The 24,496-nt window shown below is 65.4% G+C and carries 20 protein-coding genes; 3 read left to right on the top strand and 17 right to left on the bottom strand.

What is annotated here, in order from left to right; genetic code table 11:
• Positions 1–102 precede the first annotated feature (102 nt).
• A complete protein-coding gene (locus tag A5892_RS04085; RefSeq protein ID WP_082890265.1) occupies positions 103–711 on the bottom strand; it encodes a histidine phosphatase family protein in 609 nt (202 codons plus the stop codon).
• A gap of 256 nt (positions 712–967) precedes the next feature.
• Between A5892_RS04085 and A5892_RS04080 the strand changes: the two genes are divergently transcribed.
• The 3 genes from A5892_RS04080 to A5892_RS04070 are packed head-to-tail and all read left to right on the top strand — an operon-like array spanning position 968 to position 3,972.
• Positions 968–1,834, top strand: coding sequence for a putative selenate ABC transporter substrate-binding protein (locus A5892_RS04080; RefSeq protein WP_064124289.1), 867 nt, complete (start codon positions 968–970; stop codon positions 1,832–1,834).
• A complete protein-coding gene (locus A5892_RS04075) occupies positions 1,831–2,484 on the top strand; it encodes an ATP-binding cassette domain-containing protein (RefSeq protein WP_064121718.1) in 654 nt (217 codons plus the stop codon). Before A5892_RS04080 ends, A5892_RS04075 begins: the two co-directional genes overlap by 4 nt.
• A 12-nt stretch (positions 2,485–2,496) precedes the next feature.
• Positions 2,497–3,972 (top strand): PhnE/PtxC family ABC transporter permease, encoded by a 1,476-nt coding sequence (locus A5892_RS04070; RefSeq protein WP_064121717.1) that lies wholly within the window; start codon positions 2,497–2,499, stop codon positions 3,970–3,972.
• 104 nt (positions 3,973–4,076) lie between these two features.
• Here the strand turns inward: A5892_RS04070 and A5892_RS04065 are convergent, their stop codons facing one another.
• The 16 genes from A5892_RS04065 to nuoC all read right to left on the bottom strand — a co-directional run bounded on the left by A5892_RS04065 (position 4,077) and on the right by nuoC (position 24,483).
• Positions 4,077–5,714, bottom strand: a complete 1,638-nt coding sequence (locus A5892_RS04065; protein ID WP_064121716.1) for an ABC transporter ATP-binding protein — start codon at positions 5,712–5,714, stop codon at positions 4,077–4,079.
• Positions 5,707–6,615: an ABC transporter permease gene (locus A5892_RS04060; protein ID WP_064121715.1), complete on the bottom strand. Its 909-nt coding sequence runs from the start codon at positions 6,613–6,615 to the stop codon at positions 5,707–5,709. The genes A5892_RS04065 and A5892_RS04060 overlap by 8 nt, the downstream gene beginning before the upstream one ends.
• The gene (locus A5892_RS04055; RefSeq protein ID WP_064121714.1) at positions 6,605–7,588 is read right to left on the bottom strand and encodes an ABC transporter permease; all 984 of its coding nucleotides are present in this window, start codon (positions 7,586–7,588) and stop codon (positions 6,605–6,607) included. The genes A5892_RS04060 and A5892_RS04055 overlap by 11 nt, the downstream gene beginning before the upstream one ends.
• 4 nt (positions 7,589–7,592) lie before the next feature.
• Positions 7,593–9,143, bottom strand: coding sequence for an ABC transporter substrate-binding protein (locus tag A5892_RS04050; RefSeq protein WP_064121713.1), 1,551 nt, complete (start codon positions 9,141–9,143; stop codon positions 7,593–7,595).
• A 13-nt stretch (positions 9,144–9,156) separates the two neighbouring features.
• Positions 9,157–10,062, bottom strand: coding sequence for a homocysteine S-methyltransferase family protein (locus tag A5892_RS04045; RefSeq protein ID WP_064121712.1), 906 nt, complete (start codon positions 10,060–10,062; stop codon positions 9,157–9,159).
• A gap of 294 nt (positions 10,063–10,356) precedes the next feature.
• A complete protein-coding gene (nuoN, locus tag A5892_RS04040) occupies positions 10,357–11,895 on the bottom strand; it encodes an NADH-quinone oxidoreductase subunit NuoN (RefSeq protein WP_064121711.1) in 1,539 nt (512 codons plus the stop codon).
• Between the two features lie 11 nt (positions 11,896–11,906).
• On the bottom strand, positions 11,907–13,421 hold the full coding sequence (gene nuoM, locus A5892_RS04035) for an NADH-quinone oxidoreductase subunit M (protein WP_064121710.1): 1,515 nt from the start codon (positions 13,419–13,421) through the stop codon (positions 11,907–11,909).
• Between the two features lie 178 nt (positions 13,422–13,599).
• Positions 13,600–15,456, bottom strand: a complete 1,857-nt coding sequence (nuoL, locus tag A5892_RS04030; protein WP_064121709.1) for an NADH-quinone oxidoreductase subunit L — start codon at positions 15,454–15,456, stop codon at positions 13,600–13,602.
• The gene (nuoK, locus tag A5892_RS04025) at positions 15,453–15,773 is read right to left on the bottom strand and encodes an NADH-quinone oxidoreductase subunit NuoK (RefSeq protein ID WP_064121708.1); all 321 of its coding nucleotides are present in this window, start codon (positions 15,771–15,773) and stop codon (positions 15,453–15,455) included. Before nuoK ends, nuoL begins: the two co-directional genes overlap by 4 nt.
• A gap of 58 nt (positions 15,774–15,831) precedes the next feature.
• On the bottom strand, positions 15,832–16,356 hold the full coding sequence (nuoJ, locus tag A5892_RS04020) for an NADH-quinone oxidoreductase subunit J (RefSeq protein ID WP_064121707.1): 525 nt from the start codon (positions 16,354–16,356) through the stop codon (positions 15,832–15,834).
• A 29-nt stretch (positions 16,357–16,385) separates the two neighbouring features.
• Positions 16,386–16,925: an NADH-quinone oxidoreductase subunit NuoI gene (gene nuoI, locus A5892_RS04015; RefSeq protein WP_064121706.1), complete on the bottom strand. Its 540-nt coding sequence runs from the start codon at positions 16,923–16,925 to the stop codon at positions 16,386–16,388.
• 10 nt (positions 16,926–16,935) lie between these two features.
• On the bottom strand, positions 16,936–17,922 hold the full coding sequence (nuoH, locus tag A5892_RS04010) for an NADH-quinone oxidoreductase subunit NuoH (protein ID WP_064121705.1): 987 nt from the start codon (positions 17,920–17,922) through the stop codon (positions 16,936–16,938).
• A complete protein-coding gene (gene nuoG, locus A5892_RS04005) occupies positions 17,919–20,669 on the bottom strand; it encodes an NADH-quinone oxidoreductase subunit NuoG (protein WP_064121704.1) in 2,751 nt (916 codons plus the stop codon). Before nuoG ends, nuoH begins: the two co-directional genes overlap by 4 nt.
• A 109-nt stretch (positions 20,670–20,778) precedes the next feature.
• The gene (nuoF, locus tag A5892_RS04000) at positions 20,779–22,152 is read right to left on the bottom strand and encodes an NADH-quinone oxidoreductase subunit NuoF (RefSeq protein ID WP_064121703.1); all 1,374 of its coding nucleotides are present in this window, start codon (positions 22,150–22,152) and stop codon (positions 20,779–20,781) included.
• On the bottom strand, positions 22,149–22,670 hold the full coding sequence (nuoE, locus tag A5892_RS03995; protein ID WP_064121702.1) for an NADH-quinone oxidoreductase subunit NuoE: 522 nt from the start codon (positions 22,668–22,670) through the stop codon (positions 22,149–22,151). The genes nuoF and nuoE overlap by 4 nt, the downstream gene beginning before the upstream one ends.
• 16 nt (positions 22,671–22,686) lie before the next feature.
• A complete protein-coding gene (gene nuoC, locus A5892_RS03990; protein WP_082890263.1) occupies positions 22,687–24,483 on the bottom strand; it encodes an NADH-quinone oxidoreductase subunit C/D in 1,797 nt (598 codons plus the stop codon).
• Between the last annotated feature and the right edge of the window lie 13 nt (positions 24,484–24,496).

Here is a 24,496-nt window from a genome sequence, read left to right as displayed (position 1 = left end):
CATACCAAGGTACTACTCCAAGGTACTACTCAATGACCCTTCCGGGTTGCACTCACGCCAATAGGGTGGCACCCAAGGCAAGCGATTAACCCCGCTCGGGTGTCAAGCGCAGGGCAGCAGCTCGATCACGCCCGCGGGCGCCAGCGGCGCGAGCGTGCGATGCTCACCGAGCGGCGTACCCAGCAGCGAAGCGAGCAGGATCGACAATGGATCGCCGTGGCTCACCACCAGCAGCGTGGTCGCAGGCGAGGACGCCGCATCCCACCGCTCGAGCGCCGCGCGCATCCTCGTCGCCACCGCCTCGAGGCTTTCGACCCCGAAGTCGCGATGGGAAGCGTCCAAGGCATCGCGCGCCCATATCTCACCATAGCGAGCGTCAGGGCCGCCCTCGAGCTCCCCGAAGCCGCGCTCGCGCAGCGCCTCGTCAGCTCGAATCGCGAGCTCGAATCGCTTCGCCACCGTCCGCGCGGTTTCCAGCGTGCGCCTGAACGGCGAGTGGACGATGCGGTTAGGCACCGGCCAGCGCCACCCATCGAGCCGGCTGTCGAGCTGCGCCCGTCCCCGCTCGGAAAGCCCATAGTGGGCCACCGCGACCCGCGGATCGCTGATGATCAATCCGGCAGCGTTGGCCTCGCTGTGCGCATGGCGCATCAGCAGTACCCTGCCACGCAGGCCCGGCACGATGCAGGGCCGCCCCTCGGTCAGCGACATACGTGGTCTCCTTGGGTGAAAGCATTGAGTGAAAGCATTGGGTGAAGCATTGGTTGAATGCCGCCTGAACGCGGTAATGCGCTGCAGCGCCAGACATTGGTCTATCGATGCCCTGACCATGCGTTGCACTGCGATACGATGTCCCGGCCGGCTTTCGAGCGCCGCTGCGCACGATGCTCGTCGGTCGAAAGCCAAGCTTAAAACTCACCGACTAGGATGAAGCCGCCCCTAGTCCATCATACGGTTGCGTCCGCTCATGCTTCGTCGTCTCGCCTTTGCCCCTGCCCTCGCCCTTGCGCTCCTCGCCACCCCGCTGGCCCAGGCCAGCACCTTCGTCTTCACCGCGATCCCCGATGAAGACGAGACACGCCTGCAAGAGCGGTTCCAGAAAGTCGCCGACTATCTCACCGAGGAGCTCGATGTAGAGGTACGCTTCATCCCGGTGAACTCCTACGCGGCGGCAGTCACCGCCTTTCGCAACGACCAGGTGCAGCTGGCCTGGTTCGGCGGCCTCTCAGGGGTACAGGCCCGCGAGCGGGTGCCCGGCTCGCAGGCGATCGCCCAGGGCGTCGAAGATGCGGCCTTCACCACTTACTTCGTCGCCCACCGCAGCACAGGGCTCGAGCCGGCACCAACGCTTCCGGACGAGATCCGCGGCATGACCTTGACCTTCGGCCCGATGGGTTCGACCTCCGGGCGCCTGATGCCTGAATACTACCTGCGCGAGCGCTTCGGCGAGTCGCCAAATGAGCTCTTCTCCCGGGTCGGCTACAGCGGCAACCACAGCCGCACCGCCTCGCTGGTCGCCTCGGGCGCCTATCAGCTCGGCGCGCTGAACTACACCGCCTGGGAAAACGAGATCGAGGCCGGCAACATCGATCCCGAGGCGGTACGGGTGATCTGGCAGACCCCGACCTACCCCGACTACCAGTGGTCCATTCGCGGCGATGTCGACGCACGCTACGGCGAAGGCTTCACCGACCGGGTTCGCCAGGCCCTGCTCGATATGGACGATCCTGAGCTGTTGGCCAGCTTCCCGCGTGAAGGCTTCATTCCGGCAAGCAACGAGGACTACGCCCCCATCCGCGAAACCGGCATTGAACTGGGCCTGATCGACGAATGAGCCAGCTGGCGCTGCGCGATGCGACCGCCAGCTACGGCGACCGTGCGGTACTCGGACCGCTCGACCTGACCCTGGTACCCGGAGAGCGAGTGGCGCTGGTCGGCAAGAGCGGCGCCGGCAAGTCGACGCTGCTGGGCCTGATGCACGACCGCTGGCGGCAACAGGGCGTCGCCCTGTTGCCCCAGGAGCTCGGTCTGGTACCGACCCTTACGGTGTTCCACAACGTCTTCATCGGTCGCCTGCATACCCATCCGGGCTGGTACAACCTGATCACCCTCGCCCGCCCTTTCAGGCGCGACGTCGAGGCGGTCACGCCGCTGCTGGCGCGCCTGGGTATCGCGGACAAGTGCTGGTCACCCGCGGGTGAACTCTCCGGCGGCCAGCGCCAGCGGGTCGCGGCGGGCCGTGCGCTGTTCCAGGCCGGCGCGGTGCTGCTCGCCGACGAGCCGGTCTCGGCGTTGGACGGCCCGCAGGCCGAGACGGTGATGGCCGCGCTCACCGAGGCCTATCCCACCGCCGTGCTGGCGATGCACGACCTGGACCTGGCGCTGCGCTTTTGCGACCGGGTGATCGGCATCAGCGACGGCACCATCGCCATCGACCAGCCCAGCCTCCGGCTCAGCGCCGGGGATCTGCTGGCGCTCTACTGAGCACGCCCCGGGATGCGCTACTCGCCAACCGTCAGAACCACCCTGGGCTTCATCGTACTCGCCCTGCTCTGCCTGTGGTTCGCCGATCTGTCGATCACCACCGTCGACCCTTGGCGCGAACTGACCAGGCTGTTCCTCGGCCTGGTGCAACCGGACTTCGCCGCGGTGGATTTCGTCGGCGTGGCGATCCTGCGCACGCTGGCGTTCGCCTTCACCGGAGTGGCCCTGGGCGCCGGCGCGGGGCTGCTGCTGGCGCTGGCGTTCCGCTACCGGCTGACGCGCACCCTGTGCGCGTTCGTGCGCGCCATCCATGAACTGTTCTGGGCGCTGATCTTCCTGCAATTCTTCGGCCTGCATCCGCTCACCGGAGTACTGGCGATCGCCATCCCGTACGCGGGCATCTTCGCCAAGGTCTACGCCGAGATCCTCGACGAGACCGACCCTCACCCCGCGCGCACGCTGCCCCATGGCACCGGCTGGGTCTCGGGGCTGGCCTTCACCCGGATCAGCCAAGCCTGGCCTCACCTGGTCAGCTACACCTCCTACCGCCTCGAGTGCGGGCTACGCTCCAGCGCGGTGCTCGGCTTCGTCGGCCTGCCGACGCTCGGCTACTACCTCGAGTCCTCGTTCGCCCAGGGCCGCTACGGCTCGGTGGGGGCGCTGCTGATTTTGTTCTATGTGCTGATCGCGACGATCAGGCTCTGGGTTCGCCCGCGGCTGCTGCCGTTCTACCTGATCGCCGCGCCCTTCCTGCTCGGCAGCGGCATGCCGATCATGTGGCACAACGTGGCGCGGTTCTTCACCGAGGACATCGTTCCCGCGCCGCTGCGCAGGGGTGAAGGCGCAAGCGGCCTCGGCCCGTGGCTGAATGACCTGCTCGTGCACCAGGCACTGCCCGGTATCTGGAACACCCTGGTCCTGACCCAGATCGCGCTGGTGCTCACAGGCGCCCTGGCGATGCTGCTGTTCCCACTGATCTCACGGCACTTCACCGGCCGCCTGGGCGGCACCGCGGGCCATCTGCTGCTGGTGATTTTGCGCTCGACCCCGGAGTACCTGCTCGCCTTCATCCTGCTGCAGATGTGGGGCCCCTCGATGCTGCCGGCGGTGGTGGCACTGGCGCTGCACAACGGCGGCATCATCGGCCACCTGCTCGGCCAGCGCAGCAACCAGATCACGCTGCGCGCCGACGCGCCCGGCGGGCTGGACCGATATACCTATGAAGTCGTCCCAAGGCTCTATGGCCCTTTCCTCGCGCTGCTCTTCTACCGCTGGGAGATCATCATGCGCGAGACCGCGATCCTCGGCATTCTCGGCATCGCCACGCTTGGCTTCTTCGTCAACAGCGCGATCCAGGAGATCCGTTTCGATCGCGCCATGGTCTTGATCCTGATCACCGCCCTGCTCAACATCGCGGTCGACATCCTCGCTCGCCGGCTGCGCGCCCACCTGCGGCTGCGCCATAGCGTCCAGGTCCAGAGCTGCTAGCCCGAAAAGAAGAGCCCCGGTCCGCTATGCGGGCCGGGGCTCGGCTGCTGCTGGTCTCAATAGCCGACTGGCGAGGCGGCCGGGGCCTTTGTTCATTACTCAGGCTAGGCGACGTTCTCATTGTCGCCGGCGGCGGGCCGCTTGAGCCGCTCCTCGAGCCAGCCGGTGCGCAGCTCGGGTACCGCGCCGAGCAGGTCGCGAATATAGCCATCAGGGGGATCGTTCAACAGCCCCTCGAGCGCTCCCTGGTACACCACATCACCGTCCTTGATCACCGCTACCCTATCGGCGATCTGGCGCAGTACCGCCAGATCGTGGGTAATGAACAAATAGGCCACCCCGCTCTCTCGCTGTACGCGGCGCAGGAGTGCCAGCACTCCCTGGGCGACCAGCGGGTCCAGCGCCGAGGTCGGTTCGTCGCAGACGATCAACCTAGGTTCGGCAGCCAGGGCGCGGGCGATGCACACCCGCTGCTTCTGTCCGCCGGAGAGGCCGGCGGGATAGCGCTCGAGCAGCTCCACCCCGAGCTCCACCTGGGCCATCAACTCGCGCAGCCTCGCCCGGCGCTGGGGCGCACTCAGCGTGGTGAAACAGCACAGTGCACGCTCTATCTGCAGGCCGATCTTCTGCCTGGGGTTGAGCGCGCTGTCCGGCGACTGGTGAATCAGCTGAACGGCGCGCAGCTGCTCGCGGCTGCGCTGATCGAGGCCGGCCGGCAGCGCCTCGCCCCCAAGCCTGAGGCGCCCCTGACGCGGCCCGAGCAGACCGCAGATCACCCGGCCCAGCGTCGACTTACCCGAACCCGATTCGCCGATGACGCCGAGCGTGCTGCCCTCCTCCAGCCCAAGTGATACCTGCTTGAGCACCGAGCGTTTGGCATAGTCGAGACTGACACCCTCCACCTCGAGCAGGCGCGCAGGCCGCTCCGGATCAAGCACCAGGGGCGCCGCCAACGGCGCGCTCGGCGCCTGGGCGGCGAGCAGCTCGCGGGTATAGGCCGCGCGCGGCGCTTGAATGACCTGCTCGACATCGCCGTACTCCACGCAGCGGCCGTGTCGCAGCACCATGATCTTTTGCGCAAGCTGGGCGACCACCGCCAGGTCGTGGCTGATGTAGATCGCCGCCACCCCATAGCGGCGAATCACCTCGGCGATCGCGGCCAGCACCCCAAGCTGGGTGGTCACATCCAGCGCCGTGGTCGGCTCGTCAAAGATCAAAAGCTCCGGCCCCGCACACAGCGCCATGGCGATCATCGCGCGCTGCAGCTGGCCACCCGACACCTGATGGGGGTAGCGGGCGTAGAAAGTTTCCGGCTGCGGCAGGCCCAGCTCTCGGAACAGCTCCAGCGCCTTGGTCCGCGCCTGGTCGCGGCGCAGCAGGCCGTGGCGATAGGCCACCTCGATGACCTGCTCGCCGATCGGCAGGGCGGGATTGAAGGCGGCGCTGGCGGACTGCGCGACGTAGGCGATCCTGCTGCCGCGAAGGCTGCGCAGCCCTCGCGCGTCCAGGCGCAGCAGGTCACTGCCGCGAAAGCTCACCACTCCACCCGCGACGCGCATGCCTGGCCGGCAGCTGCCCAGGGCGGCGAGGCCGATGGTCGACTTGCCCGCCCCCGACTCGCCGATCAGCCCCAGCACCTCACCGCTCTCGAGCGTGAAAGAGACCCGATCGACCACCGAACGCGCGTCGTTTTCAGCAGCGACGATGTGCAGCGCCTCGACCCGTAACAGCGGTTCAGCCATTTTTCTCGCCCACCCCTTCAGCACCCGCCGCCTGCACGTCGACCGCGCTCGATACTGGCAGCGCCGCGGGCAGACCCGGCACGCGCGGCCTGGCACCAGGCGTCGAGCGCCGACTCAGTATCCCATCCACGATGACATTGATGCACACCGCCAGGCAGGCGAGCGCCAGACCTGGCAGCAGCGCGGCCCAGATGCCAAAGATGATGCCGTCTTTGTTTTCGCGGGCGAGTCCGCCCCAGTCAGGCGTCGGCGGCTGAATCCCCAGGCCGAGGAAGGAGAGTGCGGAGAGAAACAGCATGATGAAGATAAAGCGCATGGAGAACTCGGCCAGCAGCACCGTCAGGGCATTGGGAAAAATCTCTCGCCACAGGATCCAGCGCAGCCGCTCGCCGCGCAGCCGCGCCACCTCGACGAAGCCCTGGGTGGAAATATCCATCGCCAACGATCTGGCCACGCGCATGACGCGATTGGCTTCGATCAGCCCCAGCACAAGGATGATCATCGGCAGCGTCTTGGGCAGCAGGGAGAGGACGATGAGCGCCCAGATCAGCGTGGGTATCGACATCACCACGTCGCTGCAGCGGCAAATCAGCTGATCGATCCAGCCCCCCCGCAAACCGGCGATAAAGCCGAGCAGCACCCCCAGGGCAAAGGCGATCAGCGCTGCGGCCAGGGTCACCACCAGCGATATGCGCGTGCCCCAGATCAGCCGCGACAGCAGGTCGCGGCCCAGGTTGTCCGTCCCGAGCCAAGCGCTTTGGGAGGGGGCTGCCCAGGAGAACCCGACCACCTGATCCGGCGGATAGGGCGCAAGCCAAGGCGCCAGCAGCGTGCAGGCGAGGAACAGGCAGAGCCCTGCGGCGGCGACCAGCTCGGCGGCTGTCAGATGCTTAATCGACATGGCGCAGCCGAGGATTAGCCAGTATCGAGAGCAGGTCCGCCAGCAGGTTGAGCGCGATATAGACGGCGGCAAGGACCAGGCCGCAGGCCTGGATCACGGGAATGTCGCGCTTGCTAATCCCATCGATCATGTATTGGCCCAGACCAGGATAGACGAAGACGTTTTCGACAATCACCACTCCGACGATCAGATAGGCCAGATTCAGCACGATCACATTGATGATCGGCGGCCAGGCGTTGGGCAGCACATGGCAGCGGAGCACGCACCAGGGGGAGAGCCCCTTGAACCTTGCGGTCTCCACGTAGCTCTCCTGTTGAATCGCCAACAGCGCCGCCCGGGTCATGTTGGCCATGTGCCCGAGCACCGCCAGGATCAGGGTGAAACAGGGCAGCGCGATGAAGTAGAGCCGGGTGGAGAGTGGCATCTCGCCGAAGACCGCGGCACTGCTTGGCAGCCAGCCGAGCCAGATGGCAAAGACCAGAATCAGCAGATAGCCCGAAAAGAACTCTGGCAGCGATACCGCGGCCCGGGTCAGGGCATTGAGCCCTCGATCCAAGATGCTCCCCCGGTAGAGGGCCGACCAAAGCCCGATCAGCAGCGCCAGGGGCACCGCAATCAGCGCCGTGCAGCCGGCCAGGAACAGCGTATTGTTCAGCCGATACGCAAGGGTCGCGGCGATCGGCTGGCCGCTGCTGAAGCTCACCCCGAAGTCGCCACGCAGCATGCCTCCCAGCCAGCTTAGATAGCGTGAGAGCGCGGGCTGGTCGAGCCCCAGCCGCAGCTCCAGCTGCTGACGCGCAGCCGGCGTGGCGGACTGCCCGAGGATGGCGCTGGCAGCGTCCCCCGGCAGCAGCTGGATGCCGGCAAAGATCAGCATGGAGACCACCAACAGCATCAGCAGGCTCAGCGCCAAGCGCGTACCGATCAGCCTCGGCAGCGGCCTTCGGGCGGCGTCGATCCAGGCGCTGACCATTTGCCTATGCCTCTAGCCAGGCTTTCTCGGCGGCACGATTGCCGCTGAGCGGAAAGCCTGGCGTCGCGGTAATACCCTTGACCCGGGCGCTGCTGGCATCCAGCGAGTCGGCATAAAGCGGGATGATCGTGCTGCTCTGGTTGACCAGAACCTCTTGAATGTCGTGGTAGAGCTGCCTGCGCCGCTGCTCATCCGCCTCGCCGCGGGCCGCGCTCACCAGGGCGTCGAAAGATGGCACCTGCCAAAACGATTCGTTCCAGGCCGCGCCGCTGGTGAATACCATCGACAGCAGGCCGTCGGCGCTGGGACGGTTGCTCCAGTTGGAGGTGACGAACACATGCTTGCGCCAGATGTTTTCCCAATAACCATCATCCGGTACCCGCTCGACCTGCAGCTCGATCCCCGCCCGGCGCGCGGACTGCTGGTAGAGCTGCGCCGCATCGACACTGCCGGGAAAGCCGGCATCCGCCGCGGAAAGCCTCAGCGGTCCTGAAAATCCCGCCTTCTGCCAATGGAAGCGCGCGCGGTCCGGATCGTAGGGCCGCTGTGGCAGGTCGGCGGCGAAATAGGCATTGGAGGGAAAGACGGGGTTGTCATTACCCAGGCTGGCGTAGCCGCCCAGCACGTTGTCGATGATCTGCTGCCGGTCGATGGCGTACTTCAGCGCCAGGCGTGCATCCAGATTGTCGAAGGGCGCCTGATTGGAAAGCCCGGGCAGGGTGAATATCTGACTATCCCGGGTGCGCAGAAGGCGGATATTGGGCATGCTTTCGAGCCGACTGACGACACGTTTCTCGACCCGGTTGATAAGCTGCACCGAACCGCTGACCAGCGCGGCTACCCGGGCGGTGGCGTCATTCATGGCCAGCGTCTCGACCGAGTCGACGTGGCCCCGCGCCGGGTTCCAGTGGTCTGGATTGCGCCTGACCAGGGTACGCACTCCGGGCTGGAAGTCCTCCAGAATGAAAGCGCCCGTGCCGATGCCCTTGGCGAAATCCTCATTTTCGGCCGTCACCACGAAGTGCACGGAGGCCAGCAGGCTGACGAAATCGACGTCGGGCGCGGCCAGACTAATGGTCACTTGGTGGCTGCCGGTCGCCTCGATCGCGGTCACCGGGTCCAGGTAGACCTTGACCGGAGAGCTTGAGTCGGGCGTGCGGTGATAGTTGAGCGAATAGACGACGTCCCTTGCCGTCAGCTTGCGTCCGTCATGGAAAAGCACGTCCTCGCGCAGGTCGATCACCCAGCTTTTACCGCGATCCGGGCTCTCCCAGGCGCGCGCCAGGGAGGGAATCAGCGCGCCATTTTCGTCGATCTCGAGCAAATTATTGAACAGCTGACTGCCGACGAAATACATGTAGGTCTCGAACCAAAAAGCGGGATCAAGCCGGTCGCTGCTCGACGCATTATCGATCCCGACGATCAGGTGACCGCCTTTTTTTGGCTCGCCTTCGCCCTGGGAGGCCTGTGCGGAAGAAAAGGGCAGCGAAGTACCCAACGCAGCGCCAATGCCCATGGCACTGACGCCTTCGATAAAGCGACGGCGTGAAATCATCAACGGAAAGTTCCTATCGGGTGCTGGACGGATGCGATTTGAACGCAGCGCTCAGGCAGGCAATGTGTTCCGGTCCAATACCGCAGCAGCCGCCAACCAGGCTGGCACCCAGGTCGACCCACTGTCGTGCCCACTCCAGGTAGCCCTGCGGATCGGTATCAGCGCGCAGCCGGCTGAGCCCCACATTGGCGCCGCCGGTAGAGTCCCCCGCCTCGAAGGCGTTGGCATAGACGCCCAGTTCGAGCCCTGTCGCGGCGCGGGCCTCGGCCACCGCCGGGGCCATCACCTCGGGACGGCTGCAGTTGAACAGCAGCGCCTCGGCGTGCAAACGCTCGGCGGCCTGCGCCGCCGCGGTGACCGACTCGCCGCTGCGAAGAGATGCCCTACCCTGCACCAGCTCATCGGCCAGGGTGAAGGAGATCCACAGAGGCCTGGGATCGTCGCCCAGCACTTCGCGCACCAGCTCGACCTCGGCGATGGCGCTCTGGGTTTCAGCCAGCCAGATATCCACATGGGGCCTGAGTCCCGCGATGATCACCTCGAGGATCCGTCTCGCCGCCGCGGGCTCGAACAGATCGGGACGATAAGAACCCAGTGCAGGTGGCAGCGAGCCGGCCACCTGCACGGGATGCGCGGCGCCGTCGGCCGCCTCGCGGGCCAGACGGCCTGAGAGTTCGGCCAGCGCCAGGCCAAGGTGTTCGAAGCGCGCTTCGCCGATATGAAAGGGCACCACGGCGTAACTATTGGTGGTGATCACCTGCGCACCGGCGTCGATAAAAGCGCGGTGGGCCTGCGACACAAAGGAGGGGGCCTCGATGAGCGCCAAAGCCGACCATTCCGGCTGCTTGAACGGTGCGCCGCTGCGGGCCAGCTCTCGCCCCAGGCCACCGTCGATGATGCGCACACTACTTGTATTCATTGAATCCGTCCTGGCGATTTTTGACCCGATGGCGCACGAGTTCAGCGCCGGAATCTACCAGAGGGCCGGCTGAGGCTATAAGATTTTTTTCGCATGTAAATATCACCGATGAGCGGCGGCGGGGCGGCCGGTAGCGACCACCCGACAGGGGGCGCTGAACGGCAATTCTGCACAGATCAATCAGGGGGATGAGGCCGGATTTTTGCCTGGTCAACGAGCGATGAAGCGGTCGATTAATGGGATATCGCCCTCCCGGCCCGCTATGCGCGGGCCGGGGCTTGGCTGCTACTGGTCTTAATAACCGACTGGCGAGGCGGCCTGGACCAGATCGATCAGCGGCTGCGGGTAGATCCCGAGCAGCAGGGTGAGGAGTGCGGCGATCAGCACCATCACCCCGCCGGAGCGCTGGCCCCAGTCGTGGGCGGCGTCGCGCTGAATTTCACCCGGCTCGGCAAGATACAGCGAGACCATTACCCGCAGGTAGTAGTAGAGGCCGATCGCGCTGCCCAGCACTACCGCGCCGGCGAGCCACCAGAGTTCCTCGTTCATGTTCAGTGCCAGCACGTAGAACTTGCCGATGAACCCCGCGGTCATGGGAATCCCGGCCAGCGACAGCATCATGAAGGTGAGGATCACGGCCAGATAGGGCCGGCGCCAGAACAGGCCGCGGAAGTGGTGCAGCTGGGCGACGTCCTGGCCACGGGACGGGCTCGATACCAGCGTCACGACACCGAACGCACCCAGCGTGGTGAGCACGTAGGTGACCAGGTAGATGCCGGAGGTCTCGAGCACCAGCTGGCCGGTGAGGCTCAGCTCGCCACCACCATCGGTCACTCCAGCGCGCAGCGCGACCACCGCCGAGAGCAGGTAGCCGAGGTGTGCGATCGAGGAGTAGCCGAGCAGGCGCTTGAGGTTGGTCTGGCCGAGCGCGAGAAGGTTACCGACGATCATCGAGAGCGCGGCGAGCACCGCGATCACCGTATGCAGCTTGGTGTCGAAGGTCGGCGACATGATCATGAAGCGCACCAGCACCGCGAATACCGCCACCTTGCTGACCGTAGCGAGAAAGGCCGAAACCGGCGCCGGTGCGCCTTCGTAGACGTCCGGGGTCCACATGTGGAACGGCACGATCGAGAGCTTGAAGCCGAGCCCGATCACCATCATGCCGACGCCGATCAGGGTCCAGATCCCGACCGAATCCTCGAACACCAGGCGCAGGCCGAGGCTTGCGAACTCGAGCGTGCCGTAGGCGGCGTAGAGCAGCGCCATGCCGAAGAGCAAAAACGACGAGGCCACCGCCGAGAGCACCATGTACTTGATGCCCGACTCGAGCGAAACCCGACGTTTGAAGGTGTAGGCGGCCATGCCGTAAAGCGCCACCGACATCAGTTCGAGGCCGAGGAACAGCGAGGCCATGTGGATGCTCGAGACCAGCAGCATCGCCCCCATCGTCGACGACAGCAGCAGCAGGTAGAACTCCTCGCGGTGCTCGTCGAGCCCCTCGAGGTAAGCATTGGCCAAGGTCGAACAGGCCAGCGCCGCGACCAGGATCAGCGCCATGTAGAACAGCGCATAGCCGTCGATCATCACCAGCGGCGTGACCAGGCTCGGGAAGCCGACCGCCGAGTTCGCAAGGTCAGGCGCCACCGCGCCCTGGCCTGCGAAGTAGACCCAGACCACCGAGGCCAGCGCCAGGTTGAGACCGATCACGGTGAGGGTGGCGTTGAGGAAATGATGCCGACGCCAGGCCGCCGAAAGCATGACCACGACGACCGTGATGCCGACGATGATCAGCGGCAGGATCGCGAACAGATGTGTCAGTGTCAGATTCATGGCGGCTCAGTCTATTGAAGCGAAGATGGAACGGAGAACCACTGCGCGACCTCGGTCATCGACTGGGCCGAGATATCGAGCACCAGCTGCGGGAAGAAGCCGGTGAGCAGCAGCAGCACCAGCAGCAGCCCCAGCATCAGCGTCTCGCGCACACGCAGCCCTTCCAGCGCAGTGTCCGCCTTCGGCGCTCCGTAGTAGACCCGGTGCATCAGCACCAACGAGTAGACCGCGGCAAGCACCAGACCGCCACTTGCGATCACCACCACCCAGGGCACGCTCTCGAAGGCACCGAACAGGATCAAGAACTCGCCGATGAAGTTACCGGTGCCAGGGATGCCCAGCGAGGCCATCACGAACACCAGGGCGAAGCCCGGCAGCGCACCGATCCGCCCGAACAGCCCCCCCATCTCGCGCATGTCGCGGGTATGCAGCCGCTCATAGAGCTGACCTGAGATGATGAACAGCCCCGCCGCCGAGAAGGCGTGGGCGACCATCAGCACTACCGCGCCCTGCAGCGCCAGGGTGCTGCCGGAGTAGATCGCGATCAGCACGAAGCCCATGTGCGAGATGCTCGAGCAGGCCACCAGCCGCTTGATGTCGGTCTGGGAGAAGGCCAGCACCGCGCCGTAGTAGATGCCGATCAGGCCGAGCGCCATCGCCACCGGCGCGAACATCGCCGACTGCTCGGGGAACAGCGGCAAGGCGAAGCGCAGCATGCCGTAGGCGGCGGTCTTGAGCAGGATCCCGGCGAGATCGACCGAGCCCGCGGTCGGCGCCTGGGCATGGGCATCGGGCAGCCAGCCGTGCAGCGGCACCACCGGCAGCTTGACCGCGAAGGCGATGAAGAAGCCGAGCATCAGCACCATGCCGAGCGCGCCGCCGATCGGGGTGTCGAGCAGCACCTGGTAGTCGAAGGTGAAGATGCCGGTCTGGTAGTAGTGGGCGAACACCAGGCCGAGAATCGACAGCAGCATCAAAAGGCCCGACGCCTGGGTGTAGATGAAGAACTTGATCGCCGCGCGAATCCGCGAGTTGCCCTTCGAGCCGCTATGGCCCCACAGCGCGATCAGGAAGTACATCGGTACCAGCATCACTTCCCAGAAGAAGAAGAACAAGAAGAGATCGATGGCGAGGAAGACCCCGACCACGGCGCCGATGATCCACATCAGGTTGAGGTGGAAGAACCCGACCCGCTTGGTGATCTCGCTCCACGAGCAGCCAACGGCGAGCACGCCGAGGAAGCCGGTGAGCATGATCATCACCAGCGACAGACCATCCAGCGCCAGGTGGATGGTGATGCCGAAGCGGTCGATCCAGCCGATCCGGAACTCGTGGGACCAGGAGGGCGAATCGCCCACTGCGGTGAGCTGGTAGTCGCCGGTCGCCCATAGCCAGAGCGACAGCACGAGCACCAGCGCCATGCTCGCCAATGCGATGTAACGGGGCAGCTTCAGGCCCATGTTCTCGGTCAGCCAGCAGAGCAGGCCGCCGATGAATGGGATCAGTACGAGCCAAGGGAGGATCATGGGGTTGTCGATTCCTTATCCTGTTCTACGGTCCGTCCGAAAACCGACTGCGCTCGAAGATACTGTGTTGGGCATGTCATCAAGATGCTCATTTATCCGTATAAACTCCGCTCTTTCTTCCATGCCCGCCGCGTCTCGCCTTCGCTCGTCGACTTCTCGGGCCGGACCTTAGGCGCATTCAACCAAGCACCAGTGCCGCCACGACGATGGTCGCGCCGAGGACGAACGTTGCCGCATAGCCGCGCATCTGCCCATTCTGCGAAGCGGAAAGGCCGTAGTTGGCGAGCTTCGCCAAGCCCGGGAAGAGATTGATCAACGCATTGATCCAATCGACCCGGTGCAGCCTTGCAATCAGCAGGTAGGGTTTGACGAACAGCCGGTCGTAGAGCGTGTCGAAGCCGAAGGCACCGTGCAGGAAGCGCCATACTCGCCCACCCTGCTCGCTTTCGACCAAGCTCGTCATCAGCCGGCGCCGGCCGAGGAACAGGCCAGCGGCGATGCCGACCCCGACGATCGCCACCACTGCCGCGAGCACTTCGACGGCGATCTGGGTGGCATGCCCGGCATCGATCTCGAGCTCGGGCAGCACGCCCGCCAGCGGCGGCGTGATCAGGGTGCCGACGAAGGTCGACAGCACCATCAGCACCACCAGCGGCAGGTGGTGGGCGATGCCCTGCGGCGCGTGGGCGTGCAGGTTGGCCTTGCCGTGGAAGACGACGAAGATCATCCGGAAGGTATAGACCGAGGTCATGAAGGCACCGAACAGCGCACCGAGCCACAGCACGGTGTGGCCGCTTGCGAACGACAGCCACAGGATCTCGTCTTTGGAGTAGAAGCCGGCGGTGACGATCGGCAGCGCCGCGAGCGCCGCCCCACCGACCAGGAAGCTGGCGTAGGCGAGCGGAATCTGCTTGGCCAGGCCCCCCATCTTGAAGATGTTCTGCTCATGGTGGCAGGCGATGATCACCGAGCCCGAGGCCAGGAACAAAAGCGCCTTGAAGAAGGCATGGATCATCAGGTGGAAAATCGCCGCGTCATAGGCCTGCACCCCGAGGGCGAGGAACATGTAGCCGATCTGGCTCATCGTTGAGTAGGCCAGCACCCGCTTGATGTCGGTCTGCGCCAGCGCCGAGAAACCGGCGACCAGCAGCGTCACCATGCCGATCACCCCGACCAGCTCGAGGGTGAACGGCGCCAGCTCGAACAGCACGTGGGTGCGCGCGATCAGGTAGACCCCGGCGGTGACCATGGTCGCCGCGTGGATCAGCGCCGACACCGGCGTGGGGCCGGCCATCGCGTCGGCGAGCCAGGTCTGCAGCGGCAGCTGGGCCGACTTGCCGACCGCGCCGCCGAGCAGCATCAGCGCGGTGACCTCGGTGAGCAGCGCCCCCTCGGCCAGCACCGAAGGCGCCTCAGCGAGGATGGTCTGGATATCGAGGGTGCCGAACTGGACCCAGATCAGGAACATGCCGATCGCCAGGAAGACGTCGCCGACACGGGTGATGATGAACGCCTTGAACGCAGCCCAGGCGTTGGCCTCGCCACGATAGTAGTAGCCGATCAGCAGATACGAGCAGAGTCCCACCCCTTCCCAGCCGAGGAACATCAGCATCAGGTTGTCGCCCAGCACCAGCACCAGCATGCTGAACACGAACAGGTTCATGTAGCAGAAGAAGCGGGTGTAGAGGTAGCCCGTCTGGTCCTTGAGGTCTTCGCGCATGTACCAGGAGGCGAACAGGTGGATCAGGAAGCCGACCCCGGTGATCACCCCGAGCATGGTCAGCGACAAACCGTCGAGGCGGTAGTCGAAGCCGAGCCGGAAGTCGCCGACCGCGACCCAGTTCCACAGGTGCTGGACGTAAGGGGTCTGATCGGCGGCGAAGAATGCAAGCCCGAGCCAGGCGGTGGTCAGCGCGGCGAGCGCCATCGAACCGACCCCGATGGTCGCCGCCAGATTGACCGGCATGCGCCGGAAGCAGGCCAGCAATACCGCGCCGAGCAGCGGGAAGAGCGTGACGAGAAATAAGAGGTTCATCCTTTCATCCCACTGACGGCGTCGACATCGACGGTCTTGAAGCGACGGTGGAGCTGGATCAGCAGCGCGAGACCGATGCTCGCTTCAGCCGCGGCGAGGGTGATGATCAAAATGAACATCACCTGGCCGTCTGGCTGCCCCCAGGCGGCACCGGCGACGACGAAGGCCAGGGCCGCTGCGTTCATCATGATCTCGAGGCACATCAGCACGAACACCATGTTGCGCCGCACCAGCAGCCCCGCGGCACCGATCACGAACAGGATCAGTGCCAGGATCAGACCGTGCTCCATGGGTATCGAGGCGGATATCGAACTCATTGCTTGTCTCCCCTGCGATGCCGCTCTGCGGCGGCTTTGCTCAGATCGCGCATAAGGCTCATTTCACCCCCTCCCCGCGGCCATCGTCGCGCTTCTCGTCGCGGCCGACGTGGGTCGCGGTGACCAGCGCCGCGAGCAGCAGGAAGGCAGCGAGCTCGACCGCCAGCAGGTAGGGGCCGAACAGCAGCGCGCCGACCTCCTGCGGGGTCTGGGTCTCGCCGCTGATCCCGAAGCCGGTCGAGTCGACCAGCAGGGTGACGATCAAAAGCCCCAGCAGCACGCCTGCCATGATCGATGGCCACACCCACACCCCTGGCTTCAGCCAGGCGCGTTCCTGCGCCACCACCACCTCGCCGAGGTTGAGCATCATCACCACGAAGACGAACAGCACCATGATCGCGCCGGCGTAGACGATGATCTCGAGGATCCCGGCGAAGGGCGCACCGAGGGAGAAGAACACCATCGCGATCGCGATCAGCGAGACGATCAGATTGAGCAGCGCGTGCACCGGATTGAGCCCGGTGACCACCCCAATGGTCGCGAGGATCGCGACCGCGGCGGAAAGATAGAAGGCGAATTCCACGGCTTGTCCTTACCTGTGCTTAGTCGTAGTCAGGGCAGCAGCGACTTGACGTTGATCGGCTGGGCCTCGTTCTTGGCCTCGCCCTTGCGCTTGCCAGCGATCGCCATTCCCGCCACGCGATAGAAGTTGTAGTCGTGGTCCTTGCCGGGCCCCGAGATCAACAGGTCCTTCTTCTCGAACACCAGGTCCTGGCGCTTGAACTCGCCGAGCTCGAAGTCCGGGGTAAGCTGGATCGCCGAGGTCGGACAGGCCTCCTCGCAGAGCCCGCAGAAGATGCAGCGCGAGAAGTTGATCCGGAAGAACTCGGGATACCAGCGCCCATCCTCCTTCTCCCCCTTTTGCAGCGAGATGCAGCCGACCGGGCAGGCCACCGCGCAGAGGTTGCAGGCCACGCAGCGCTCCTCGCCGTCGGGATCGCGAGTCAACACGATACGTCCACGATAGCGCGGCGGCAGGTAGACCTTCTCTTCGGGGTACTGCAGCGTCTCGCGCTTCCTGAAGGCGTGGGTGAATACCATCCACACCGTGCGCAGCTGGGTCCAGGTGCCATGCAATAGCTTGATGATCATGACGTTTCCCTCATTGTCCCGTCGGCGCGTTGAGCAGGATCACGACGCCCGTGACCAGCAGGTTGATCAATGTCAGCGGCAGGCAGATCTTCCAGCCGAAGCTCATCACCCGGTCGTAGCGCGGTCGCGGCAGCGCGGCCCGCAGCAGGATGAACAGCATCATGAAGAACAGCGTCTTCAGTGCGAACCAGACGAACGGGGGCAGCCAGGGCCCATGCCAGCCACCGAAGAACAGCACCACCAGCAGCGACGAGACGAGGGTGATACCGATGTACTCGCCGACGAAGAACATCCCCCACTTCATCCCGGAGTATTCGATATGGAAGCCGTCGGCGAGCTCCTGCTCGGCTTCGGGCTGGTCGAACGGGTGGCGGTGGGTGACCGCGATGCCGGCGATCAGGAAAGTGACGAAGCCGAAGAACTGCGGAACGATGAACCAGAGCCCGGCCTGCGCTTCGACGATATCGCGCAGGCTGAACGAGCCGGTCACCGCGACCACGCCCATCAGCGACAGACCGAGGAACACCTCATACGAGATGGTCTGGGCCGAGGCTCGCATCGCACCGATCAGCGCGTACTTGTTGGCGCTGGCGTAGCCGGCGAACAGCACCGCATAGACGTTGAGCCCGGCCATCGCCATGAAGAACAAAAGACCGATGTTCAGATCCGCCACGCCCCAGGTCGGGGTGATCGGGATCACCATGAAGGCGAGGATGATCGTCCCCATCGACACCATCGGCGCCAGCACGAACAGGCGCTTGTCGGCGAACGGCGGGATCCAGTCCTCCTTGAAGAACATCTTCAACATGTCGGCGCCGAGCTGGAACAGGCCGAACGGACCGACCCGGTTCGGACCGTAACGGTCCTGCCAGAGCCCGAGCATGCGCCGCTCGACGAAGCTCATGAACGCACCGACCACCACCGCGACCAGCATGATCACGATCGCCTGGATGACCGCGACGACGATGTCGACCACGTCACCGGTGAGCCAACTCATGCGCGCACCTCCTGCTCGAGGCGTGCCCACTCACCGAAGATCTCCACCGGCACATCGGGCAGTCCGCGCGGGATGCCGACGGTGCCGCGCCGCAGCCGGCTCGAGATCTTGAGCGGCAGCAGCAGTTCGTGCTTGCCGATGTTGACCCTGACCTTGGCGTCCAGATTCAGGCCCAGCGCCTCGGCATCGGTGATCCCGAGCGCCAGGTAGGGTTCGGGCATGCGCTCCTGCACTGGCTTGGCCTTGGCGCTGGTCTCCTCGCTGCCGAACAGGTGATAGAGCGGCACCACCTGCCAGCGGTCGTGATAGAGCTGGAAGGCGCTCGGCACTTCGCTGAAGTAGGCGAGCGGGCGGCCTTCGTCGCGGCTGCCGGGCTGGTCGATCAGGCGCACGCCGGGATCGCCCGCGCGCAGGCTGCCACCGACCTCGTCCTGGAACTTGTTCCACGCCTGCGGCGAGTTCCAACCCGGCGCCCAGGCGAACGGCACCTGCTGGCGCGCGAACGCGGTGCCACTGTAGCCCTCCATCGAGAAGGCGAGCGCCGAATCGATATCCTGCGGCTGGCGCGGCTCGCTGACGCTGATGTTGGCGCGCATCGCGGTGCGTCCGCTCGAACGGTGCGGCGAGCGGGCGATCTTCTGCCCCTTGATCCGAAACGATGCGCTCGGTGCGGCGGCGGTAATACCGGCCAGTACCGGCACGCTCTCGGCGCAGGCGCGGGTGACCTCGTCGAGCTGGGTCCAGTCGATCGGACGCGACTCGATGGTGGTGTGCAGCGCATGCAGCCAGCGCCAGGCCTCGTGGGTCTGGTCGTCGGGACGATAGTAGGAAGGGTCGTAGACCTGGAAGAAGCGCTGGGCGCGGCCCTCGGAGCTGACCAGGGTACCGTCGCCCTCGGCGAAGGTCGCCGCCGGCAGCACGATATCGGCGCGCCGGCAGGTCGGCGTCGGCTGATGGTCGATCACCAGCAGCGTCTCGCAGGCATCCAGCGCCTCGTCTACGCGCTTGGCCGGCAGCCGGCGGTAGAGGTCGTTCTCCAGCACGATCACCGCGTCGGCGTCATGGCGGGTAAGGGTCTTCAGCGCCCAGTCGAGGGATTCACCCCCCAGCATCGCAAGCCCGGTGCTGTTCGCTTCCGCGCTGATCAGGCTCAACGAGCCCTGGAGGCCCGCCTGGTTGAAGGCGCGGGCGAGGTTGGCGGCGGCGCGCAGCACCGCGATCGAGCGCAGCGATTCACCGGCGATGATCAGCGGCCGCTTGGCGCTCTTGAGGGTACTGGCGATCTCACCCACCAGCTCGAGGGTCGCATCGTCGAGATCGCCGACCATCGGCGCTGAGTCGTCGAGCGCATGGGCGAGCGCGAAGCCGAAGCGGGCGATTTCCTCCGGGGTGCCGTGGAAGGTCTCGCGGGCGATGTCGTCGAGCTTGGTCTCGGCGACCGTCGCCAGATAGACCGGGTTCTTGCGCCCCTGGGCCAGGGTATTGACCGCGTTGATGTGCCACTCGGGGATGCGCTGTTCGGCGGCGAGGGAGACGGCGCCCCCCTGGGCGGCCTGGCGTACCGAGAGTGCGACCCGGGCGGCGGTCTGGGTCAGGTCCTCGCCCAGCACCACCACCGCATCATGGCTCTCGATGTCGCGCAGCGTCGGAATCGGCAGCGCCCCCTCGCGGAGGATGCGCTGCATCAGCGCGAGGCGTTCGAGCTCGCCGGCCTCGATCCCGGTGGAGAAGTTATCGACGCCCACCAGTTCGCGCAGCGCGTAGTTGCTCTCGAGGCTCGCCCGTGGCGAGCCGATGCCGATCACCCGGCGGGCGCGCTTGAGCCGTTCGGCGGCGCGATCGAGCGCGGCGTCGACCGACAGCGTGATGTCGACGTCCTCGGCATCGGCATCGCGCAGCAGCGCGAGTCTCGGGCGATCGGCATTGTTGACGTAGCCGTAGCCGAAGCGGCCGCGGTCGCAGAGGAAGTAGTGGTTGACCGCGCCGTTGTAGCGGTTCTCGATCCGCCGCACCTCGCCATAGCGCTCGCCGGGGCTGATGTTGCAGCCGCTGGAGCAGCCGTGGCAGATGCTCGGGGCGAACTGCAGGTCCCATTTGCGGGTATAGCGGTCGGAGTGGGTCTGGTCGGTGAACACCCCGGTCGGGCAGACCTCGGTGAGGTTGCCGGAGAACTCGCTCTCGAGCACGCCATCGGTGGTACGACCGAAGTAGACGTTGTCGTGGGCGCCGAATACCCCGAGGTCGGTGCCGCCGGCGTAGTCCTTGTAGAAGCGCACGCAGCGATAGCACGAGATGCAGCGGTTCATCTCGTGGGCGATGAACGGACCGAGGTACTGGTTCTCGTGGGTACGCTTGGTGAAGCGGTAGCGACGGCGGTCATGCCCGGTCATCACGGTCATGTCCTGGAGGTGGCAGTGGCCGCCCTCTTCGCACACTGGACAGTCGTGGGGGTGGTTGGACATCAGCCACTCGATCACGCTCTCGCGAAACTCCACCGCTTCCGCGTCGTCGATCGAGATGTAGCTGTCGTCCTTGATCCCGGTCATGCACGACATCACCAGCATGCCGCGAGTATCGTCCTTGTCCCGGTACTGCTTGACCGCGCACTGGCGGCAGGCGCCGACGCTGCCGAGCGCCGGATGCCAGCAGAAGTAGGGCACGTCGAGCCCGAGCGACAGACAGGCCTGGAGCAGGTTGTCCGAGCCGTCGACTTCGTAGTCCTTGCCGTCGATGTGGATAGTGGCCATATGGCTAGTCTTTCCGGTCTGGGTCCGGGTCGCGCCCGAACCTTTGTGATTCTGGAGTCAGCCTTCGTCGGAACGTCGACAAGGCCCCCGCCCGTTCACACGTCGTTGCTCACACCGAGCCGACGGGCTCCTGAGGAGCGTTCGCCGTGCTCGGCGTGCGAATGCCGGCCTCGAACTCCTCGCGGAAATACTTGATCGCGCTGCCCAACGGCTCGATCGCCCCCGGTGCGTGGGCGCAGTAGGTCTTGCCAGGACCCAGCTTGCGGGTCAGCTCGAGCAGCAGCTCGACGTCGCCCGGCTCGCCCTCGCCCGCCTCCAGCGCACGCAGGATCTTCACCGTCCAGGGCAGGCCATCGCGGCAGGGCGTGCACCACCCGCACGACTCGCGAGCGAAGAACTCTTCCATGTTGCGCAGCAGCGACACCATGCTGACGCTGTCGTCGACCGCCATCGAAAGCGCAGTGCCCATGCGGGTGCCGACCTTGCCGATGCCGCCGGAGTACATCTGCGCATCGAGATGCTCGGGCAGCAGGAAGCCGGTGCCGGCGCCGCCCGGCTGCCAGGCCTTGAGCGTACAGCCGTCGCGCATCCCACCGGCGTACTCCTCGAGCACCTCGCGGGCGGTGATACCGAGCGGCAGCTCCCAAAGACCCGGATTCTTCACCTTGCCGGAGAAGCCCATCATCTTGGTGCCGTGGTCCTCGGAACCGGGCAGGCAGAGGCCGTGGTACCACTCGACCCCGTTGAGGATGATCGAGGAGACCCCGCAGAGCGTCTCGACGTTGTTGACCACCGTCGGTTTGCCCCAGGCCCCGGACTGGCCCGGGAAGGGGGGCTTGGCGCGGGGATTGGCGCGCCGCCCCTCGAGCGAGTTGATCAAAGCGGTCTCTTCGCCGCAGATATAGCGCCCGGCACCGGTATGGACGTAGATGTCGAAGTCGAAGCCGCTGCCGAAGATGTCGCGCCCGAGCAGCCCCGCCTCGCGGGCTTCCGCCACCGCGCGGCGCAGGCTCTTTGCCGCATCGACGTACTCACCGCGCAGGAACACGTAGCCCCGATAGGAGTGGTTGGCGTAGGCGGCGACGATCATCCCTTCGAGCAGCAGGTGCGGCTGCTGCTCCATCAGCAGGCGGTCCTTGTAGGTGTTGGGCTCCATCTCGTCGGCATTGCACAGCAGGTAGCCACGCGGAACGCCCTCGCCCTTGGCGGTCAGCCCCCACTTGACGCCTGCGGGGAAGCCGGCGCCGCCGCGCCCCTTGAGCCCCGCCTCCTTGACCTCGGCGGCGACCTCCTCGGGGGTCAGCTCGGTCAGCGCACGCTTGGCGCCGAGATAGCCTTGCTTGGCCCGGTACTCCTCGAGCCAGATCGGCGAAGCGTCGGCGTTGAGCCGCCAGGTCAGCGGGTGGGTCTCGGGAGCGCGCTCGATCAGATTGGCGGTACCGAACGAGGTCAGGCGGCGATTGACGGGGGTGGTTGCACTCATTTGTAGGCCTCCAGCACGCTCATCAGCGTCTCGGCATCGAGGTGGCTATGGGTGTCGTCATCGACCATCATCGTCGGCCCCTTGTCGCAATTGCCGAGGCAGCACACCGGAATCAGGGTGAAACGCTCATCCATGGTGGTCTGCCCGGGCACGATGCCGAGCTCGCTCTTGATCCGTTCGCGGATCGCTTCATAGCCGTTGATGTAGCAGGTCATGCTGTCGCACAGCCTGATCACGTGACGCCCGACCGGCTGGCGGAAGATCTGGCTGTAGAAGGTCGCCACCCCCTCGACGTCGCTGCCCGGGATACCGAGCAGCTCGGCGATCGCCGGGATCGCGCCGTCGGGCACCCAGCCGCGATGATGCTGGACGATCTTCAGCGCCTCGATCGAGGCCGCGCGCGGGTTCTCGTAGTGGCCCTTCTCCTCGATGATCTCCTCGCGTTCCTCATCGCTCAGCGCGAAGGCCGGGCGGTCGCTCGAGATCAGATCGGCATACAGGTGTCGGCTGTTGTCCATGCGAGTGTCCATAGGCTTAGCGGTCCACGTCGGCCATCACGAAGTCGATACTCGCGATGTGGGCGATCAAATCGGGAACGAACCCGCCGCGCATCAGCACCGGGATGTGCTGCAAGTGCGGGTAGCTGGGCGTGCGGATGCGGGTGCGATAGCTCACCGTGCTGCCATCGGAGGTCAGGTAGTAGCTGTTCAGCCCCTTGGTCGCCTCGATCATCTGGAACGACTCGTTGGGCTTCAGCACCGGGCCCCACGAGACCTGCAGGAAGTGGGTGATCAGCGTCTCGATGTGCTCTTTCATCTTTTCGCGCGGCGGCGGCGTGGTCAGCGGATGGTCCGCCTTGAAATCGCCGGCCGGCATGTGCTTCAGGCACTGTTCGATGATCCGCAGGCTCTGGCGCATCTCCTCGATGCGCATCAGCCCGCGGTCGAAGATGTCGCCGTGGGTGCCGAGCGGCACTTCGAAGTCGAAATTCTCATAGCCTGAGTACGGGCGCTGCTTGCGCGCATCGAAATCGAACCCGGTGGCACGCAGGTTGGGCCCAGTGACACCCCACTCGAGCGCCTCTTTGGTGTCGTAGGCGGCGATGTCGCGGGTGCGGTCGCGGAACACCGCGTTGTCCTGCATCACCCGCTGGTACTCGTTGAGCCGCTTCGGCATCCAGTCGAGGAAGTTCTTCACCAGCCGGTCCCAGCCTTTGGGCAGGTCATGGGCGACGCCGCCGATCCGATACCAGGCCGGGTGCATGCGAAAGCCGGTGATCGCCTCGATCACTTCATAGGCTTTCTGGCGGTCGGTGAAGGTGAAGAACACCGGCGACATCGCGCCCACGTCCTGGTAGTAGGTACCGAGGAACAAAAGGTGCGAATTGATCCGGAACATCTCCGCCATCATCACCCGGATGGTCGCGGCGCGGTCCGGCACTTGGATGCCGGCGAGTTTCTCCACCGCCAGCACGTAGGGCAGGTTGTTCATCACCCCGCCGGTATAGTCGATCCGGTCGGTGTAGGGGATGTAGCTGTGCCAGGACTGGCGCTCGGCCATCTTCTCGGCGCCGCGGTGGTGGTAGCCGATGTCCGGCACGCAGTCGATCAGCTCCTCGCCATCGAGCTGCAGCACGATGCGAAACGCGCCGTGGGCCGCGGGGTGGTTGGGGCCGAAGTTGAGGAACATGTAGTCCTGGTCGTCGGTGCCGCGCTTCATTCCCCACTCTTCGGGAACGAAGCGCAGCGCCTCCTGCTCCTTGTCCTGGCCTTCCATGGTCATGCTGTAGGGATCGAACTCGGTGGCCCGCGCCGGATAGTCCTTGCGCAGCGGGTGTCCCTTCCAGGTCGGCGGCATCAGGATCCGCACCAGCCGCGGATGGCCCTGGAACTCGATGCCGAACATGTCGAACACTTCGCGCTCGTACCAGTTGGCGCTCGGCCACACCGGGGTCAGGGAGGGCAGCCGCAGATCGCTCTCGGCAAGCGCCACCTTGAGCATCAAATCGCGCCCGCGGGAGAGGTCGGTGAGGAAGTAAAAAACGGTGAAATCGGCCTCGGGCAGGCCCTGGCGATTGCCGCGCAGGCGCTCGTCCACGGCGTGGAGATCGAACAGCATCTCGAAGGCGTGCTCGCCCTGGCGCAGGAAGCGCATCACTTCCAGCAGGTCCTCGCGGGCGATCCACAGTACCGGCATCCCGGTGAGGGTGTTCTGGAAGTGAAAACGGTCGGCGCCGAAGCGTTGCATCAGCGCCTGGACCACCGGCGCGCTATCCAGTCCTTCGGGCAACGCTGGCCCGCGGCTGGTGGAGAAAACGTGACTCTCGCTCATCTTGGATCGGCCT

The sequence above is a fragment of the Halotalea alkalilenta genome, assembly GCF_001648175.1.
Taxonomy (GTDB): Bacteria; Pseudomonadota; Gammaproteobacteria; order Pseudomonadales; family Halomonadaceae; genus Halotalea; species Halotalea alkalilenta_A.
Note: the sequence above shows the minus strand (reverse complement) of the source record. Positions and strands in the feature narration are given on the sequence as shown.